Raw genomic sequence first — 18,465 nt, 5'->3', positions numbered from 1 at the left:
GCCAGGAAACGGCCGGGCCGCCCTCGCTTTTGGGCGCGTCTGCCGGGAGCCGTCCCGCCCGTCGCCGCCACCGCGGCCGGGTGGGCGGGCGCTATTAGCAATTGGTCTTGTCGACTTCTCCCACCGCGACCGGTTTAGTCATCTCATGCGCCTGCTCGCCATCGATACCGCGCTCGACGCCTGCTCTGTCGCCGTCCATGACGGCGGTGGCGGCATGGCGCGCCTGACCTCGGCCTGCGAGGTGCTGGGGCGCGGCCATGCGGAACGGCTGATGGGCATGATCGCCGACGTGATGGTGGAGGCGAGCCTGCCCTTTGCCGCGCTCGACCGGATCGCTGTGACGGTCGGACCGGGCTCCTTCACCGGGCTCCGGGTCGGCCTGTCGGCGGCGCGCGGCATCGCCCTCGTGGTCGGTGCGCCGGCGGTCGGCATCGGCACCCTGGCGGCGCTTGCCGCCGGGATCGCGGCGGACGAGCCGGTCCGCGCCGTGCTGGCGGCCAAGGGCGGCGAGATCTATGCACAGGGCTTTGCTGCCGACGGGACGCCGCTCGAGGCGCCGCGGGCGGTCGATGCCGCAGCCTATGGCGCGGCTCTGCCTCTGGGTGCCGCCCTTGTCGGAGGCGGCGCGGCGAAGCTGGTCGCGGCGAGCGGACGCGAGGATCTCAGGATCCTCGGCGAGGCCGCTTGGCCGGACATTGCCGCCGTCGCCCGCCTCGGCGCTGTCGCCGAGATCGGCAGCCATCCGCCCGAGCCGCTCTACCTGCGTCCGCCCGACGCGGCGCCGGCGCGGCGTGATCTGCGGTTGCTGGCATGAGCCCCTGGTGGTTCCTGCCCGAGCCGCCGGTGGTGGAGGAGGCGAGCCCGGCGGACTATGCGGTGCTGGCCGAGATCCACGAGCGCTCCTTCCCCAGCGGCTGGAGCGAGGACGATTTGGCCGCGCTCGCCCGCCAGCCCGGTGTCACCATCCTGCAGGCCCGCCGCTCCAGCCTGTTCGGCAGCCGCTCGATCCTCGGTTTCGTCATCCTGCGGGTCGCCGCCGACGAGGCGGAGGTGCTGACCATCGCCGTCGATCCGCGCCAGCGCCAGCGCGGCATCGGCGGCCTGCTGATGCGCAGCGCCCTGTCGCGGCTTTACGCCGATCGGGTGGCGTCGCTGTTCCTCGAGGTCGATGCCGCCAACGCGCCGGCGCTGGCGCTTTACCGCCGTCTCGGCTTCCGCAAGGTCGGCGAGCGGCGCGGCTACTATCGCGACAGCGCGGGCGATGGCGGTGCGCTTGTCATGCGGGTCGATCTGGCGTAATCGGCTTGGCGGTGGTGCGACGGCCCGCAGGCCGGCTGGCGTACCGGTCGATGGGTGCGAGCCGGGGGCGCGAGCCGAGGTGCGAGCCGGGGCGCGAGCCAAGGCGCGAGAAGGAGAGGCGAGATGACCGATTCCGGCAGCCGCAAGGGCGCCGAGACCGCGGCCGACCAACCGCTCGCCTCGCTGGAGGAGCAGTGCGTCGCCAAGGGCATGCGCATGACCGAGCAGCGGCGCATCATCGCCCGGGTCATCGAGGGCGCCAGCGACCATCCGGACGTCGAGGAACTCTACCGCCGGGCGGTGGAGAACGACCCGCGCATCTCCATTTCCACGGTCTATCGCACGGTCAAGCTGTTCGAGGATGCCGGCATCATCGAGCGTCACGATTTCCGCGACGGGCGCGCCCGCTACGAAACCGTACCGGAAGAGCATCACGACCATCTGATCGACCTGAAGAGCGGCACCGTCATCGAGTTCCGCAACGAGGAGATCGAGCGGCTGCAGGAGGCCATCGCCCGCACGCTCGGCTACAAGCTGGTCGATCACCGGCTGGAGCTTTACGGCGTGCCGCTGCCGCCCAAGGACCGGGACTGATCCGATGAGGGGCCTGCGCGCCGCGACGGTGCTGGCGACCCTGACGGCGGTGACGCTGCCGCTGATCCCGGTGCAGTGGGTGGCGCTGCGCCTCAAGGGCGGGCTGAAGCGCTCGCTCCCCGTCGTCTGGCACCGCATCGCCTGCCGCACCGTCGGCATCCGCGTGCGCGAGATCGGCCGCCCGGCCCGCGAGCGCCCGCTGCTGATCGTCGCCAATCACGTCTCCTGGCTCGACATCACCGTGCTCGGCAGCCGCATGCCGCTGTCCTTCGTCGCCAAGACCGAGGTCGCGTCCTGGCCGGTCTTCGGGCTTTTCGCCAAGCTGCAGCGCTCGGTCTTCGTCGACCGCCAGCGGCGCAGCGCCACCGGGCGCACAGCCGAGGAGCTGGGCACCCGCCTTGCCTCGGGCGATGCCATGGTGCTGTTCGCCGAAGGCACGTCGAACAGCGGCAACGAGGTGCTGCCGTTCCGCTCCGCCCTGATCGGCGCCGCCCGCCATGCGCTGGCCGGCGACGAGGGGGAAATGTGGATCCAGCCGCTGGCGCTTGCCTATACCCATCTGCACGGCTTGCCGATGGGGCGGCAGTTCCGCCCGCATGTCGCCTGGTATGGCGACATGGAGATGGGGCCGCATTTCATGAATGTCGTGCGCCAGGGCGCGATCGATGTCGCCGTGGTCTGGGGCGAGCCGGTGCGGGTGACGCCGGACATCGACCGCAAGACCCTGACGCGGCTGCTGGAAGACGAGGTGCGCCGGCTTGCCGGCCATGTGCGGGCGGGCTATCCGCCGGCGGGACCGGGTGTCCCGGATGCGCCGGCTATTCTCAACGCGCCCGAAAACGGCTAAAGCAGGCCCCATCGGCGAGCGGCCGGGCGGCAGACGGCGCGGCAGGACCCGCGCGGAGACAGGATGAGCGAAGAGATCACCAACACCCCGGCAGGGGACGGCACCGTCAGCGATCCGGTGGCGAGCCACGCCGCCGGCACGGCGCCGGCGCGCCGGGTCTTCGTCAAGACCTATGGCTGCCAGATGAATGTCTATGACAGCGAGCGGATGACCGACGCCCTGGTGCCGCAGGGCTACAGCGCCACCGAGACGCTCGAGGATGCCGACCTGATCATCCTCAACACCTGCCACATCCGCGAGAAGGCGGCGGAGAAGGTCTATTCGGAGCTCGGCCGGCTGCGCAAGCTGAAGGCCGCGCGCGCCGAGCAGGGACGCGAGACGATGATCGGCATCGCCGGCTGCGTCGCCCAGGCCGAGGGCGAGGAGATCGCCCGCCGCGCGCCCGTCGTCGACCTGGTCTTCGGGCCGCAGACCTATCACCGGCTGCCGGAACTGGTCAGCCGCGCGGCGGCCGGGGAGAGCGTCGTCGAAACCGAGTTCGAGATCGAGGAAAAGTTCCGCCACCTGTCGAAGCCGCAGGCGGCGGGCGAGGCGAAGGCATCGGGACGGCCGCGCAGCTACACCGCCTTCCTGACGGTGCAGGAGGGCTGCGACAAGTTCTGCACCTTCTGCGTCGTGCCCTATACGCGCGGCGCGGAAGTCTCCCGCGATGTCGCGCAGATCGTCGCCGAGGCCGAGCGGCTGGCCGCGCGCGGCATCCGCGAGGTCACCCTGCTCGGCCAGAACGTCAATGCCTGGCACGGCGCGGGGCCGGATGGCTCCGCCTGGGGCCTCGGCCGGTTGCTGGAGCGGCTGGCGCGCATCGACGGGCTGGACCGGCTGCGCTACACCACCAGCCACCCGCGCGACATGGACGATGCGCTGATCGCCGCCCATCGCGACCTGCCGCAGGTGATGCCCTATCTGCACCTGCCGGTGCAGTCGGGCTCCGACCGCATCCTCAAGGCGATGAACCGCAAGCACACGCGCGCCGACTATCTCCGCCTGATCGAGCGCATCCGCGCCGCCCAGCCGGATCTCGCCCTCTCTTGCGATTTCATCGTCGGCTTTCCGGGCGAGACGGACGCCGATTTCCGCGACACGATGGCGCTGATCGAGGAGGTCGGCTACGCCTCGGCCTTCTCGTTCAAATACAGCCCCCGTCCCGGCACGCCGGGCGCCACCATGGCGGGTCACGTGCCCGAAGAGGTCATGACCGCCCGGCTGCTGGAGCTGCAGGACCTGGTGGCGCGCCAGCAGAAGGCCTTCAACGCGAGCCTTGTCGGGCGCACCTGCGAGGTCCTGGTGGAAAAGCCCGGCCGCAATGCCGGACAGCTCAACGGCCGCTCGCCCTGGCTGCAGCCGGTGCAGTTCGACGCGGATGCGAGCCTGATCGGCGAGATCGTGCCGGTGGAAATCGTCGCAACCGGCGCGAATTCCCTGTTCGCGCGTCTTGCGCCGGGGCACAATAGCGGCGAGGCAACGCCCTTGCGGGCTCGGGCGTGAGGCCCGCGCCGGGGGGTTCAGGAGGCAGGATGCCAGGAGAAGCCGCTTGAACGGCGCCAGCCGGACGCCCGGCCGGGGAGGGTACCGCGCCGCGGTCCCCGCTTCGGACATGACCCATGTGGTTCTGGCCTTCGACGACAATAGGCTTGTCGGCGACCTTTTCGGCCAGTTCGACCAGAATCTCGCGCTTATCGAGCAGCGCCTCGGCGTCGATGCGGTGGCGCGCGGCAATCAGGTGATCATCAAGGGACGGCACGGCGGCTGCGAGCAGGCGCGCCGGGCGCTCGAATCGCTCTATGCCCGCCTGCAGCAGGGCTATGAACTGCACCCTGGCGACGTGGAAGGGGCCTTGCGCATGGCGGCGGCCGAAGAGGCGCAACTCGACCTGCCGGCCATCGAGCCGCGCTCGCACCTGACCTATGCGCAGGTCCCCCCCCGCCGCAAGACGGTGCTCGCCCGCACCCCGGCGCAGGATGCCTATATCCGCGCCATGGACCGGGCCGATCTCACCTTCGGCGTCGGCCCGGCCGGCACCGGCAAGACCTTCCTCGCCGTTGCCTATGCGGCGGCGCTGCTGGAGCGCGGCGACGTCGCCCGGCTGATCCTGTCGCGCCCGGCGGTGGAGGCGGGCGAGCGGCTCGGCTTCCTGCCCGGCGACATGAAGGAGAAGGTCGATCCCTATCTGCGCCCGCTCTACGACGCGCTCTACGAGATGATGCCGGCGGAAAAGGTCGAGCGCGGTCTGCAGTCCGGCATGATCGAGGTGGCGCCGCTCGCCTTCATGCGCGGCCGCACCCTGTCCAATGCGGTGGTGATCCTGGACGAGGCCCAGAACACCACCACCATGCAGATGAAGATGTTCCTGACCCGCCTTGGCGAGAATTCGCGGATGATCGTCACCGGCGATCCGACCCAGGTCGACCTGCCGCCGGGCCAGAAGTCGGGCCTGCGCGAGGCGCTGGCCCTGCTGGAAGGCGTCGAGGGCGTGGCGCAGGTGCGCTTCACCGAGGTCGACGTGGTGCGCCACGAGCTCGTCGCCCGCATCGTCCGCGCCTATGACGAGGCCGGCCGCGAGGCCAGTGCCGAGCGTGACGCGGCCGAGGCCGCCGCCGAGGCGGCGCGGCGCCCGCCGCGGCGGGGACCGGCCGCATGAGCGGTTTCTCGGGCGTCCTGCCGGAGATCGATGTGGCGGTGGAGGCCGAGGGCTGGCCCGCGCCGGCGGAGCTCGAGGCGCTGGTCGCACGGGTCGTCGGCATCGCCTGCGCCGAGGCCGGGCTGGAGCTTGTCGAGGGGGCGGAACTGTCCGTCGTCTTCGCCGACGATGCCCGCGTGCGCGAGCTCAACCGCGACTGGCGCGACAAGGATGCGCCGACCAACGTGCTGTCCTTCCCCGGCGGCGACGAGGACGAGCCGCCCTTCGGGCCGCTGCTCGGCGACATCATCCTCGCCCGCGAGACGGTGGTGCGCGAGGCGGAGGCGCTGGAAATCGCCTTTTCCGACCATGTGACGCATCTTGTCGCGCACGGATTCCTTCACCTTTTCGGCTATGATCACCAAATGGAGGACGAGGCCGAGGAGATGGAAGCTCTGGAGCGGCGGATTCTTGCCGTTCTGGGCATTGCCGACCCCTACCGGGACCCGCCTGCGGCCGGACATGACACGGAGAGCGAGACGCCTGCCTGAGCGGGCGTGAAACCGATATGAACGATACAGAGGTCCGAAGTACGACCGACACTCCGGCGTCGCCTGGCGCGGCCGCCGGAGCGGCGGCGGAAGCCGCCCAGACCGACGGCGAACCGCAGCGATCGCTGCGCAGCGTGTGGTCCGATGCCCTGAAACGATTGGCCGGCCTGCGCCGGCCGGGCAACGGTGCGGGCACGCTGCGCCAGAATCTCCAGGACGAACTGGCCCGCGAGGCCGACGACAGCGCCAGCTTCACGCCGGAAGAGCGCATCCTCCTGTCCAACATCCTGCGCCTGCGCGAGGTGCGGGTGGAGGACGTCATGGTGCCGCGCGCCGATATCGACGCGGTCGAGGACAGCGTCTCCGTCGCCCGGCTGATGGACGTGTTCCGCGAGAGCGGCCATTCGCGCATGCCGGTCTATCACGACGGGTTGGATGATCCGCGCGGCATGGTTCACATCAAGGACCTGATGGCCTTTTTCGCCGGCCACGCCATGCCGGAAGACCGGCGCGACGGCGAGGCCGGCGCCGTCAGCAACGAGCCGCAGGGCTTCGACCTGACCCGCATCGATCTCTCCCTGCCGCTGGCGGAGGCCAACCTGATCCGCCCCGTCCTCTTCGTGCCGCCGTCCATGCCGGCGACCGATCTGATGGCGAAGATGCAGGCGGACCGGGTGCAGATGGCGCTGGTGATCGACGAATATGGCGGCACCGAAGGCCTCGTCTCGCTGGAAGACATCGTCGAGACCGTCGTCGGCGACATCGAGGACGAGCACGACGAGGACGAGGAGGCGATGATCCAGAAGGTCGCCGACGGCGTCTGGGTGGCCGATCCGCGGGTGCCGATCGAGGAGGTCGAGGAGGCGCTGGGCACCGGCTTCCAGCTCGGCGATCTCGCCGAGGAGGTCGATACGCTGGGCGGGCTGGTCTTCACCCTGGTCGGCCGGGTGCCGGTGCGCGGCGAGTTGCTCACCGCCCGCGCGCTTCCCGGCTACGAGTTCGAGGTGCTCGATGCCGATCCGCGGCGGATCAAGCGGCTGCGGATCCGGGCGCGGCGTCCCGAGGCCCGCCATGCGGAGACGCGGCGGCGGCTGCGCCGGCCGGATCGGCCGGGCTAGTTGGGTGAATTCGCATTCGCTTCCGGCTTGCGGCCGCCCTTGACCGGCGTCGGGGCGCCGGGAATGGTCTGGTGAGGGGCTGGTGATTCGCCCCAACCGGCGCATTCCCGATGTCAATGCAGGAGCCGACGCAGTGTTGCGCCTCGCACAGGTCTTTCTTCTCGCGCATGGCTGGCGGCGCTGGCTGCTGGCCGCCCTCGCCGGCGCGCTCGCTGCGCTCGCCATGCCGCCCTTCGGCCTGTTCCCGGTGCTCGCCCTGTCGATGCCGGCGCTGGTCTGGCTGCTCGACGGGGCGATCTGCGACGGGCAGCGCTGGGGCCGGCGGCTGCGTCCGGGCTTCGCCATCGGCTGGTGGTTCGGCTTCGGCTTTCATCTGGCCGGCCTGTGGTGGATCGGCCGCGCCTTCCTGGTCGAGGCGGACCTCTTCGCCTGGATGATCCCTTTCGCCGTCGTGCTGCTGCCGGCCGGCCTTGCGCTGTTCACCGGGCTTGCGCTGGCGCTGGCGGCGCTGGCCTGGCGCGACGGGCCGGACCGGCTGCTGCTGCTGGCGCTGGTTCTGACGCTCGGCGACTGGCTGCGCGGCCATGTGCTGACCGGCTTTCCCTGGAACCTGTGGGCCTATGCCTTCGGCGACTATGCGGTCCTGATGCAGCCGGCCGCCCTGGTCGGGGTCTATGGGCTCGGCCTGCTGGTGGCGACCATCTTCTGCGGCCTTGCCGGCTTCGCCGACGGCACGCGCGGCGGGCGGCGGATGGGCGTGGTCTCGCTGCTGCTCTTCGCCGCCCTTGCCGGCTATGGCGCCGCGCGCCTGTCCCTGTCGCCGGACGCCGGGACCGAGCCGGTCGCCCTGCGGGTGGTGCAGCCGTCGATCCCGCAGGAGGAGAAGTGGGAGCCGGGCAACCGCGCCGCCGTCTTTGCCACCTATCTGGACGCGAGCCGCGCGCCCTGGCGGGGGGAGGAGGAGGATGCGGACCTGCCGCGCCTGGTGATCTGGCCGGAATCCGCGCCGCCCTTCCTGCTGACCGAGTCTCCCGATGCGCTGGCGGCGATCGCCGGCCTGCTGCGCGAGGGCGACACGCTGGTCACCGGGGCGATCCGAGCCAGCGTCGAGGATGCCGGCAACCGGATCTTCTACAACTCCGTCTTCGTCATCGATGGCGAGGGCACGATCCGCGATGCCTATGACAAGGTGCGCCTCGTGCCCTTCGGCGAATACCTGCCGCTCGGCGACATGCTGGAGGCGATCGGCCTGACCAAGCTGGTGGCGCTTCCCGGCACCTTCCGCGCCGGCTTCCGCCATCGCACCCTGGCGCCGGTCGCCGGCCCGTCCTTCCTGCCCCTGATCTGCTACGAGGCGATCTTCCCGCAGGCCGCGACCTCGCGCGACGGCCGGCCGGGATTCCTGCTCAATGTCACCAACGACGCCTGGTTCGGCGACACGCCCGGACCCCGCCAGCATTTCGCCCAGGCACGCATGCGGGCGGTCGAGCAGGGTTTGCCGGTTGTGCGCGCCGCCAACACGGGCATATCAGGGGTTGTCGATGCCTATGGCCGGGTGGTCGAACTGCGCCCGCTGATGGCGGCCGCGATCATCGACACGCGCCTGCCCTCTGCGGGCCCCGCAGGGCTTTTCGCGCTATATGGGCAAAAGGTATTGTTAGTTCTGCTGATAGTTTTTCTTGGCACCCTTCTGATAACGCGCTACTTAGGGTATGCGCGTAATGATTGACGGGTCGCGTCGCGGCACGGCATCATAACAACCGCTGCAACCTGCTGCAAAGAAAGGGTTGCAATCCTGCGAACTGGCGTCGGTTCGGCCATGATATTTCTCTCGACGGATGCCCGTATCCGGCGAGGCATGTTGGGGTCGGGCAAAGAAACGCTGGGTAAGAAGAGTATGGTCACAGCAACCGACAGACCCAGAAAGAAGACAAGAATGAGTAGCAAGAAAGCGCCGAACCCCATCGATGTGCATGTCGGCAGCCGCGTGCGGTTGCGCCGGATGATGCTTGGAATGAGCCAGGAAAAGCTTGGAGAAAGCTTGGGCATCACATTTCAGCAGATTCAGAAGTATGAAAAAGGCACCAACCGTATCGGGGCCAGCCGGCTGCAGCATATCGCCACGATCCTGAAGGTGCCGGTGGCCTTCTTCTTCGAGGACGCGCCGGGCACGCCGGAAGATGCGAGCGGCTTCGGCGAAGCCAAGCCGGCATCCTATGTGGTCGACTTCCTCTCCTCCTCCGAGGGCCTGTCGCTCAACAAGGCCTTCGTGCGGATCGAGGACGCCAAGGTGCGCCGCCGCGTCGTCGACCTGGTGCGCGCCCTCGCCGGCGAAGAGGTCTGATCCTTTTCGCAATCCGACGGGAGAGGGGCGGAGGCGGATCCCCTCCTCTCCCGGCGCATGCTTGTCCCCGCGCATGCTTGTCCCTGCGCATGAGTGTGCCTGCGCCCGCACGGCCGCATCCGGGGCGTGCATCAGGCCCGTGTGCCTGGCCCGCGTAACTGACCCGCGTAACTGGCCTGTGCAACTGGCCCGCGTAACGGGCTCTCGTAGCTGGCCCGCGCGGCGTCCTCCCGCCCCCACGCCCGCGCCCACGCCAGCCCCCGGCCGCCTCCCTGGCGCCCGGGCGACAGGCTCGCGGCGGCGCATCCCTCGCCCGGACCTGCGATTTCCGCGTGGCCGCTCGCCGGCCGCATGGCTTGACGAGCCGTCGTCTTCGCTGGCATGTGTCGTGCGTGGCGGCGGGAATCCTCGCCGCTTCTTTCTATTCTTCCCAGAAGGACGGTTGAACGTGGCTCGTCAAGATTATCTCTTCACTTCCGAATCCGTGTCGGAAGGTCATCCCGACAAGGTGTGCGACCGCATTTCGGATACGGTCGTCGACGCCTTCCTCTCCGAGATGCCGGAGGCGCGCGTTGCCTGCGAAACGCTGGCAACCACCAATCGCGTGGTGATTGCGGGCGAGACCCGCGGCCCGGCGACGATCACCAACGAATATGTCGCGCATCTGGCCCGCCTCGCCATTCGCGACATCGGCTACGAGCAGGATGGCTTCCACTGGGAGACCTGCAACATCGCCGTCCATCTGCATGCCCAGTCGGCCCATATCGCCCAGGGCGTCGACGCCTCGGAGAACAAGGACGAGGGCGCCGGCGACCAGGGCATCATGTTCGGCTATGCCTGCCGCGAGACGCCGGAACTGATGCCGGCGCCGATCCATTATTCGCACAAGATCCTGCGTCTGCTGGCCGAGGCCCGCCGGTCCGGCCGCGAGCCGGTGCTCGGGCCGGACGCCAAGAGCCAGGTGACGGTGCGCTACGAGAACGGCGCGCCGGTCGGCGTCACCTCGATCGTGCTGTCGACCCAGCACCTCGACGCGAAGCTGACCTCCGACGACATCCGCGCCATCGTCGAGCCCTATATCCTGACCGCCCTGCCGGCCGGCTGGGTCGGCAAGGACACCGCCTGGCACGTCAACCCGACCGGCGCCTTCGTGATCGGCGGACCCGACGGCGATGCCGGCCTGACCGGGCGCAAGATCATCGTCGACACCTATGGCGGCGCGGCGCCCCATGGCGGCGGCGCCTTCTCGGGCAAGGACCCGACCAAGGTCGACCGCTCGGCCGCCTATGCGGCCCGCTATCTCGCCAAGAACGTCGTCGCGGCCGATCTTGCCGACCGCTGCACCATCCAGCTCTCCTATGCCATCGGCGTCGCCGAGCCGCTGTCGGTCTATGTCGACCTGCACGGCACCGGCAAGGTCGACGAGGCGAAGCTGGAAAAGGCCCTGCGCGAGGTGATGAACCTGACGCCGCGCGGCATCCGCCAGCATCTCGGCCTCAACCGGCCGATCTATGCCCGCACCGCCGCCTATGGCCATTTCGGCCGCGAGCCGGACGCCGATGGCGGCTTCTCCTGGGAGAAGATCGACCTGGTGCACGACCTGCGCAGCGCCACCGCCTGACATCGCGCCGGGCCGCAAGGCCGCGGCCTGTCCTCCCGCCCGGCACGCTGGTGCCGGGCGGATTTCGTTTCCGCCGCCCGGCCGGGGCCCGGGCGGGAAGTGCCGGACCTCACGCATGACCGATCACAGCAAGGGTTCCTTCTTCGGCCGCCGCGTCGGCAAGCCGCTGCGCGCGCAGCGGCGGGAGGTGTTCGAGACGGCGCTGCGGCGGCTGCAGCCGGACCTGTCGCATCCCGCCCCTTGGGACCTGCGCACCCTGTTCGAGGCGCCGGTCGAGGCGGTGTGGATGGAGATCGGCTTCGGCGGCGGCGAGCACCTTTTGCATGAGGCACGGCGGCTTCCCGCCACCGGCGTTCTCGGCGTCGAGCCCTTCGTCGCCAGCCTTGCCAAGGCGGTGGTGGAGATCGAGGCCGAGCGCCTCGCCAATGTCCGGGTCTATGGCGACGACGCGATCAAGCTGCTCGACTGGCTGCCGGGCGCCTCGCTCGACGGCCTCTACCAGCTCTATCCCGACCCCTGGCCGAAGCGCCGGCACTGGAAGCGCCGCTTCGTCAACCCGGTCAATCTCGACCGCTTCGCCCGGGTGCTGAAGCCCGGCGCGCTCTACCGCTTCGCCAGCGACATCGACACCTATCTCGACTGGACGCTGGCCCGCCTGCTCGCCCATCCCGCCTTCGAGTGGACGGCGGAAGGCGCGGCCGACTGGCTGACCCCGTGGCAGCCCTGGTCGGGCACCCGCTACGAGGCCAAGGCCTATCGCGAGGGCCGCAAGGGCCACTATCTGGAGTTCCGCCGGCGCTGAGACCGGCGGGCGGGGTCCAGGGATGCGGCGAATTCTCTTGCGTTCGCCCGCCGGCCCGCTATAGTGAACTCACTTCAATTCTCTATCGGCTCGCATGAGCAGTATGAGAGTGGGCCCTTCCGGGGACCCGCTCTTTTTGTTTTGGTGGTCGCCCTTCGGCGGCTCCGGGGAGACGGTTTTGCAGGATCAGGAAACGCGGATCGTTCGCGAGAACGGACTGGAAGCGCGCATTGCGGCCATGGTCGAGCCGGCGATCGTCGATCTCGGCTTCCGCCTCGTGCGCGTCAAGCTGTCGGGCCTCAACGGATTCACCCTGCAGATCATGGCCGAGCGCCCCGACGGCACCATGACCGTCGACGATTGCGAGGCGGTGAGCCGCGCGGTGACGCCGGTCCTCGATGTCGAGGATCCGATCGACCGGGAGTATCATCTCGAGATCTCCTCGCCCGGCATCGACCGGCCGCTGGTGCGGGCCATCGATTTCGAGCGCTGGCGCGGGCATCTCGCCAAGCTGGAGCTGGCCGTACCGCGCGACGGCCGCAAGCGCTTCCGCGGCGAGATCCGCGCCGTCGAGGGCGGCGAACTGGTGCTGCGGCTGGAGGATCTGCCGGACGACGGCGAGCCGGACGTGCGCCTGACGCTCGCCGACATCGCCGAGGCCCGCCTGGTGCTGACCGACGCGCTGGTCGAGGCCTCGCTGAAGGCGGACAAGGCGGCGCGGCGCAAGGCCGGCGCCAACGGCGCGGACGAGGGCTGAGCCGCGCGGCGGCAACGGGAATTCCGACGGAAGCGGCCGAGCCCTTCCAGATGACAGGAAAGCGCCGGCACGGACCGGCGCGAGAGGAGTGGACTGAGATGGCAATCAGTGCGAACCGGCTGGAGCTGCTGCAGATCGCGGATGCGGTCGCGCGCGAAAAGACGATCGACCGCGGCATCGTCATCGCCGCGATGGAGGACGCGATCCAGAAGGCGGCGCGCTCGCGCTACGGCTCCGAGACCGAGGTGCGTGCCGAGATCAATCCGCGCACCGGCGAGATCAAGCTGCAGCGCCTGCTGCTGGTGGTCGAGAGCGTCGAGAACACCTCGACGGAGATCGACCTTGAGGAGGCGCTGCGCCGCAACCCGATGGCGCGCCTCGGCGACTATATCGCCGAACCGCTGCCGCCGCTCGACTTCGGCCGCATCGCCGCCCAGTCGGCCAAGCAGGTGATCGTGCAGAAGGTGCGCGAGGCCGAGCGCGACCGCCAGTATGACGAGTTCAAGGACCGCATCGGCGAGATCGTCAACGGCGTCGTCAAGCGGGTCGAATACGGCAATGTCATCGTCGACCTCGGCCGCGGCGAGGCCATCGTGCGCCGCGACGAACTGATCCCGCGCGAGCTGTTCCGCAACGGCGACCGCATCCGCGCCTATGTCTACGACGTGCGCCGCGAGCAGCGCGGCCCGCAGATCTTCCTGTCGCGCACCCATCCGCAGTTCATGGCCAAGCTCTTCGCCCAGGAAGTGCCGGAGATCTACGACGGCGTCATCGAGATCCGGGCGGTGGCCCGCGATCCGGGCTCGCGCGCCAAGATCGCCGTCATCTCCAAGGACAGCTCCATCGATCCGGTCGGTGCCTGCGTCGGCATGCGCGGCAGCCGCGTCCAGGCGGTGGTCGGCGAGCTGCAGGGCGAGAAGATCGACATCATCCCGTGGAACCCGGATCACGCGACCTTCATCGTCAACGCGCTGCAGCCGGCCGAGGTGAGCAAGGTGGTGCTCGACGAGGATGCCGAGCGCATCGAGGTGGTGGTGCCGGACGAGCAGCTCTCGCTGGCGATCGGCCGCCGCGGCCAGAATGTCCGCCTCGCCTCGCAACTGACCGGCTGGGCGATCGACATCATGACGGAGCATGACGAGTCGGAGCGCCGCCAGAAGGAATTCACCGATCGCACCCAGCTCTTCATGGAGGCGCTGAACGTCGACGAGGTCGTCGGCCAGCTTCTGGCGTCCGAAGGATTTGCCTCCGTGGAAGAAGTGGCGTATGTCGAGCGCGAAGAGATTGCCACGATCGAGGGCTTCGACGAGGAGACCGCCGACGAGATTCAGGCACGTGCCCGCGAATATCTCGACGAGATTGAGGCGAAGCTCGACGAGGAGCGCCGTGAACTCGGCGTTTCCGACGATCTCAGGAGCATTTCCGGTCTGACCACGGCCATGCTGGTCGCGCTCGGCAAGGATGGGGTGAAGTCCGTCGAGGATCTCGCCGGCTGCGCCACCGACGATCTCGTCGGCTGGAGCGAGCGCGCGAGCGGCACTGTCACCCGCCACGAGGGCGCGCTGAGCGGGTTCGATCTCAGCCGCGCCGAGGCCGAGGAGATGATCATGTCCGCGCGCCTCGAGGCGGGCTGGATCACCGAGGCGGACCTGGCGTCCGACGAGGAGCCGGCCGGGGACGAGGCGGACGAGGGCGAGACGGACGAGAACGGGGCGGACGAGAACGAGGCGGGCATCGCCGCAAGCGGTGTGGTGCACGAGGTTTGATCCGGCTGGGCCCGACCCGGTTGGGTTAGGGTCGAACGACCGGCGGAGCAAGACGGGTGCCGAAACGAAACGAGCCATTGGAACGAAGCTGCGCGTTGACCCGCGCGGTGCGGCCGGTGGAGGACCTGATCCGTTTCGTCGCGGGCCCGGACGGCGCTATCGTCCCCGACCTGCGGCGCCGACTGCCGGGCCGGGGCGTCTGGATCACGGCGAGCCGCCGGTCGGTCGCCGAGGCCCAGAAGAAGAAGGTGTTTGCCCGCGCGCTCAAGGATGGGACCGTGCGGGTGGAGGGCGACCTCGCCGACCAGGTCGAGGCCCTTCTTGAGCGGTCCGCGCTGAACGCGCTGTCTCTGGCCCGAAAGGCGGGCGAGGTCGTCAGCGGCTTCGCCAAGGTGGAGGCGGCGGTGCGCGGGCAGGATATCATCGGACTCGTCCAGGCGCGCGACGGCGGCGACGACGGGGCCAGAAAGCTCGCGGCAATCGCGCGGGCGCGATTTGCCGATACCGGCGGTTGCCGGATCATCGGCTGTTTTACATCGGCTCAATTGGATTTGGCATTGGGTCGGTCAAATGTGATACATGCTGCACTGCTTGCAGGCCGGGCAGGCGAGAACGCTCTCGTCCGGGTTGAGGAACTGGAGCGTTTCCGTACCGAATCCGACAGGACCCCGGTTGCCGGAACGCTCGACGATCCGGTTTCGAATGACGGTGCGGGCGATGCGGTGATCCAGGACTGAAGGCGATATGAGCGAAACGAAGAACCCCGGCGACAAGACGATCAGCATGGAGCGCAAGACACTGGGCCTGAAGCGGCCCGGCGTCGAGCAGGGCACTGTTCGTCAGAGCTTCTCCCATGGCCGCACCAAGGCGGTCGTGGTGGAGAAGAAGAAGCGCCGGGTCGTCCTGCCGGGCGAAGGCGGCAAGCCGGAGGCCGAGGCCGAGGCGGCACCGCGCAGCGTGGCGCCGCCCCCCCAGCGCCGGCCCGATATCGAGCCGGCGACGCCCTCGCGCCGGTCGGAGACGTCCGGGCAGCAGCGGCCGCGTGGTGGCAACATCCTGCGCACTCTGACCGAAGACGAGGCGGCTGCCCGGCAGCAGGCCCTGATCGAGGCGCAGCGCCGCGACGCCGAAGACCGCAAGCGGCGCGAGGAAGAAGAGCGCCTGCGCGCCATCGAGGAAGAACGCCGCAAGGTCGAGGAAGCCGAGCGGGCCAGGCAGGAGGCCGAGGAGGCCGCCCGTCGTGCCGCCGAGGAGGCCGAGCGCAAGAAGAGCGACGACGGCCGCGAGAAGGTTTCGGCCTCGGACGCGGCCGACGCGATCTCTGCCGCAGTCGGCGAGGTGTCGGCTGACGCGCCGGCTCCGGCCGCCCGTGACGAGGCCGCGCGCAAGCCGGCCGCCGCGGCTCCCGCCGCCCCGGCCCGCCGGGCCGAGGGAGACGACGAGGACAGCCGCAAGGGCGGCGTGAAGGCCGTCAAGCGCGCCAAGGTTGCGCCGGTACGCGCCCCGGCCAAGACCCCCGGCGCCGACGACCGTCGCCGGTCCAAGCTGACCATCTCCTCCGCCACCGGCGATGACGAGGGGCGCAGCCGTTCGCTCGCCTCGCTGCGTCGCCGCCGCGAGAAGGAGAAGCGGGCCGGCCAGCAGGTGGTGCGCGAGAAGATCTCCCGCGAGGTGGTTCTGCCCGAGGCGATCACCATCCAGGAACTCGCCAACCGCATGGCCGAGCGGGCCGTCGACGTGATCAAGCTGCTGATGAAGCAGGGGCAGATGCTCAAGATCAACGATGTGATCGACGCCGACACGGCGGAACTGATCGCCTCGGAGATGGGGCATTCGGTCAAGCGCGTCTCGGAAGCCGATGTCGAGGAGGGCCTGTTCTCCGCTCCCGACGCGGACGACACGATGGAGTCGCGTCCGCCGGTCGTCACGATCATGGGCCATGTCGACCACGGCAAGACGTCGCTGCTCGATGCGCTGCGCCGCTCCAACGTGGTGCAGGGCGAGGCCGGTGGCATCACCCAGCATATCGGCGCCTATCAGGTCGAGCAGGGCGGCAACAAGATCACCTTCATCGACACGCCGGGCCACGCCGCCTTCACCCAGATGCGGGCCCGTGGCGCCAAGGCCACGGACATCGTCATCCTGGTGGTGGCCGCCGATGACGGCGTCATGCCGCAGACGAAGGAAGCCATCGCCCATGCCAAGGCGGCCGGCGTGCCGATCATCGTCGCGATCAACAAGATGGACAAGCCGTCGGCCGATCCGAGCCGCGTGCGCACCGACCTCTTGCGCGAGGACATCGTGGTGGAGTCGATGGGCGGCGACGTCATCGATGTCGAGGTCTCGGCGCTGAAGGGCACCAATCTCGACAAGCTGCTGGAGATGATCCTGCTGCAGGCCGAGGTTCTGGAACTGAAGGCCAACCCGCACCGCACCGCCGAGGGCATCGTCATCGAGGCGCAGCTCGACAAGGGCCGTGGTCCGGTGGCGACGGTCCTGGTGCAGAAGGGCACGCTGAAGGTCGGCGACATCGTGGTGGCCGGCTCCGAGTGGGGCCGCGTGCGCGCCATGCTCGACGAGAACAGCCAGCAGGTGAAGGAGGCGCCGCCCTCCAAGCCGGTCGAGGTCCTCGGCTTCAACGGCACGCCGGATGCCGGCGACATGGTCGCCGTCGTCGAGAACGAGGCCCGCGCCCGCGAGATCGTCGACTACCGCCAGCGCCAGAAGCGCGACAAGGCCTCGGTCCTCGCCAGCGGTGCCCGTGGTTCGCTCGAGCAGATGATGAACCGTCTGCAGCAGAGCGGCCACAAGGAGTTCCCGCTGGTCATCAAGGGCGACGTGCAGGGCTCCGTCGAGGCGATCGCCGGTGCGCTGGACCAGCTCGGCACCGACGAGGTCAAGGCGCGCATCCTGCATGCCGGCGTCGGCGGCATCACCGAAAGCGACGTGACGCTGGCGGCCGCCTCCAACGCGCCGATCATCGGCTTCAACGTCCGCGCCAACAAGCAGGCGCGCGACGCGGCCGAGCGGGAAGGCATCGAGATCCGCTACTACAACATCATCTACAACCTGGTGGATGACGTGAAGGCGGCGATGTCGGGCCTGCTGTCGCCGGAGCGCCGCGAGACCTTCCTCGGCAATGCGGAGATCCTCGAGATCTTCAACATCACCAAGGTCGGCAAGGTGGCCGGTTGCCTCGTCACGGAAGGCATCGTCGAGCGCGGCGCCCAGGTGCGCCTGATCCGCGAGAACGTGGTGATCCACGAGGGCAAGCTCGGCACGCTGAAGCGCTTCAAGGACGAGGTCAAGGAAGTCCAGTCCGGCCAGGAATGCGGCATGAACTTCGAGAACTACCAGGATATGCGCCCGGGCGACGTCATCGAGTGCTACCGGGTGGAGGAAGTCGCCCGCACCCTTTAAGGGGCGCGGCCGCGCAGTGCTCGCCGGCGGGATCGTCCCGCCGGCGTTTGCCGTTTGGCCCGGATCGGGGGGCGTGCGGGGAAGCCGCCGTCTTTGCTCCCGACATTTCCGGGCTCCCGAGAGATCCCAGGTTACCAAGAGATCCCAGTTTGCCAGGTGATCCCGGGTTCCTGACGATCCGCAAAGAAGTGGACCGGCTCCATGGCCTCGAACAACAGACATTCCGCGGGAATGCCGTCGCAGCGGCAGCTTCGCGTCGGCGAACTGGTGCGCAAGGAAGTCTCCGACATCCTGGCGCGCGGCACGCTGGCCGATCCGGCCCTCGACGGCACCATCATCTCCGTGCCGGAGGTGCGCATGACGCCGGACCTGCGGCTCGCCAACTGCCTGGTGATGCCGCTCGGCGGCCGTGATGCCGAGCGTGTCATCGAGGCGCTCAACCGCAGCGCCCGCATCATCCGCCGCGATCTGGCGCGCCGGCTGACCATGAAATTCCTGCCCGACCTGCGCTTCGTCCTCGACACCCGCTTCGACGACGACGACCGCATCAATGCGCTGCTGTCCCGCGACGAGGTGCGCCGCGACCTTGCCGAGGACGAGGCGGACGAGACGGACGAGGCTTCCGACGACGCCCCCGACGACGCCCCCGATCAGGGTGGACGCTAGGCG

17 protein-coding genes are annotated in these 18,465 nt (G+C 69.3%); all 17 read left to right on the top strand.

Annotated elements, in window-relative coordinates; all coding sequences use genetic code 11:
- Window positions 1-145: 145 nt before the first annotated feature.
- The 17 genes from tsaB (at window position 146) to rbfA (ending at window position 18,462) form a co-directional block, all read left to right on the top strand.
- On the top strand, window positions 146-814 hold the full coding sequence (gene tsaB / locus P2PM1_RS12905) for a tRNA (adenosine(37)-N6)-threonylcarbamoyltransferase complex dimerization subunit type 1 TsaB (protein WP_186399301.1): 669 nt from the start codon (window positions 146-148) through the stop codon (window positions 812-814).
- A complete protein-coding gene (gene rimI / locus P2PM1_RS12900; RefSeq protein WP_186399300.1) occupies window positions 811-1,299 on the top strand; it encodes a ribosomal protein S18-alanine N-acetyltransferase in 489 nt (162 codons plus the stop codon). Before tsaB ends, rimI begins: the two co-directional genes overlap by 4 nt.
- A gap of 123 nt (window positions 1,300-1,422) precedes the next feature.
- Window positions 1,423-1,893 carry a Fur family transcriptional regulator gene (locus P2PM1_RS12895; RefSeq protein WP_186399299.1) on the top strand — a complete coding sequence of 157 codons (471 nt, stop codon included), beginning with the start codon at window positions 1,423-1,425 and terminating at the stop codon, window positions 1,891-1,893.
- Between the two features lie 4 nt (window positions 1,894-1,897).
- Window positions 1,898-2,740, top strand: coding sequence for a 1-acyl-sn-glycerol-3-phosphate acyltransferase (locus P2PM1_RS12890; RefSeq protein WP_186388569.1), 843 nt, complete (start codon window positions 1,898-1,900; stop codon window positions 2,738-2,740).
- A gap of 63 nt (window positions 2,741-2,803) precedes the next feature.
- Window positions 2,804-4,285 carry a tRNA (N6-isopentenyl adenosine(37)-C2)-methylthiotransferase MiaB gene (gene miaB / locus P2PM1_RS12885; RefSeq protein WP_186399298.1) on the top strand — a complete coding sequence of 494 codons (1,482 nt, stop codon included), beginning with the start codon at window positions 2,804-2,806 and terminating at the stop codon, window positions 4,283-4,285.
- 109 nt (window positions 4,286-4,394) lie between these two features.
- Window positions 4,395-5,438 (top strand): PhoH family protein, encoded by a 1,044-nt coding sequence (locus P2PM1_RS12880; RefSeq protein WP_186399448.1) that lies wholly within the window; start codon window positions 4,395-4,397, stop codon window positions 5,436-5,438.
- Window positions 5,435-5,968, top strand: a complete 534-nt coding sequence (gene ybeY / locus P2PM1_RS12875) for an rRNA maturation RNase YbeY (RefSeq protein WP_186399297.1) — start codon at window positions 5,435-5,437, stop codon at window positions 5,966-5,968. Before P2PM1_RS12880 ends, ybeY begins: the two co-directional genes overlap by 4 nt.
- A 17-nt stretch (window positions 5,969-5,985) precedes the next feature.
- Window positions 5,986-7,086 carry a hemolysin family protein gene (locus P2PM1_RS12870; RefSeq protein WP_186399296.1) on the top strand — a complete coding sequence of 367 codons (1,101 nt, stop codon included), beginning with the start codon at window positions 5,986-5,988 and terminating at the stop codon, window positions 7,084-7,086.
- 133 nt (window positions 7,087-7,219) lie between these two features.
- A complete protein-coding gene (gene lnt, locus P2PM1_RS12865) occupies window positions 7,220-8,815 on the top strand; it encodes an apolipoprotein N-acyltransferase (RefSeq protein WP_208985264.1) in 1,596 nt (531 codons plus the stop codon).
- 207 nt (window positions 8,816-9,022) lie between these two features.
- Window positions 9,023-9,430 carry a helix-turn-helix domain-containing protein gene (locus P2PM1_RS12860; RefSeq protein WP_067223230.1) on the top strand — a complete coding sequence of 136 codons (408 nt, stop codon included), beginning with the start codon at window positions 9,023-9,025 and terminating at the stop codon, window positions 9,428-9,430.
- A 448-nt stretch (window positions 9,431-9,878) separates the two neighbouring features.
- Window positions 9,879-11,051: a methionine adenosyltransferase gene (gene metK, locus P2PM1_RS12855; protein ID WP_186388574.1), complete on the top strand. Its 1,173-nt coding sequence runs from the start codon at window positions 9,879-9,881 to the stop codon at window positions 11,049-11,051.
- 115 nt (window positions 11,052-11,166) lie between these two features.
- Window positions 11,167-11,853, top strand: coding sequence for a tRNA (guanosine(46)-N(7))-methyltransferase TrmB (locus tag P2PM1_RS12850; protein WP_186399295.1), 687 nt, complete (start codon window positions 11,167-11,169; stop codon window positions 11,851-11,853).
- 178 nt (window positions 11,854-12,031) lie between these two features.
- Complete coding sequence (gene rimP / locus P2PM1_RS12845) at window positions 12,032-12,610, top strand: ribosome maturation factor RimP (protein ID WP_186388576.1); 579 nt, start codon at window positions 12,032-12,034, stop codon at window positions 12,608-12,610.
- 98 nt (window positions 12,611-12,708) lie between these two features.
- Window positions 12,709-14,376: a transcription termination factor NusA gene (gene nusA / locus P2PM1_RS12840; protein ID WP_186399294.1), complete on the top strand. Its 1,668-nt coding sequence runs from the start codon at window positions 12,709-12,711 to the stop codon at window positions 14,374-14,376.
- 56 nt (window positions 14,377-14,432) lie between these two features.
- Window positions 14,433-15,113, top strand: coding sequence for an RNA-binding protein (locus P2PM1_RS12835; protein ID WP_186388578.1), 681 nt, complete (start codon window positions 14,433-14,435; stop codon window positions 15,111-15,113).
- Window positions 15,114-15,120: 7 nt separating this feature from the next.
- On the top strand, window positions 15,121-17,796 hold the full coding sequence (gene infB, locus P2PM1_RS12830; RefSeq protein ID WP_186399293.1) for a translation initiation factor IF-2: 2,676 nt from the start codon (window positions 15,121-15,123) through the stop codon (window positions 17,794-17,796).
- Window positions 17,797-17,997: 201 nt separating this feature from the next.
- Complete coding sequence (gene rbfA, locus P2PM1_RS12825) at window positions 17,998-18,462, top strand: 30S ribosome-binding factor RbfA (RefSeq protein WP_186399292.1); 465 nt, start codon at window positions 17,998-18,000, stop codon at window positions 18,460-18,462.
- Window positions 18,463-18,465: the final 3 nt, after the last annotated feature.

The organism is Stappia sp. P2PMeth1, from assembly GCF_900185735.1.
Taxonomy (GTDB): domain Bacteria; phylum Pseudomonadota; class Alphaproteobacteria; order Rhizobiales; family Stappiaceae; genus Stappia.
Note: the sequence above shows the minus strand (reverse complement) of the source record. Positions and strands in the feature narration are given on the sequence as shown.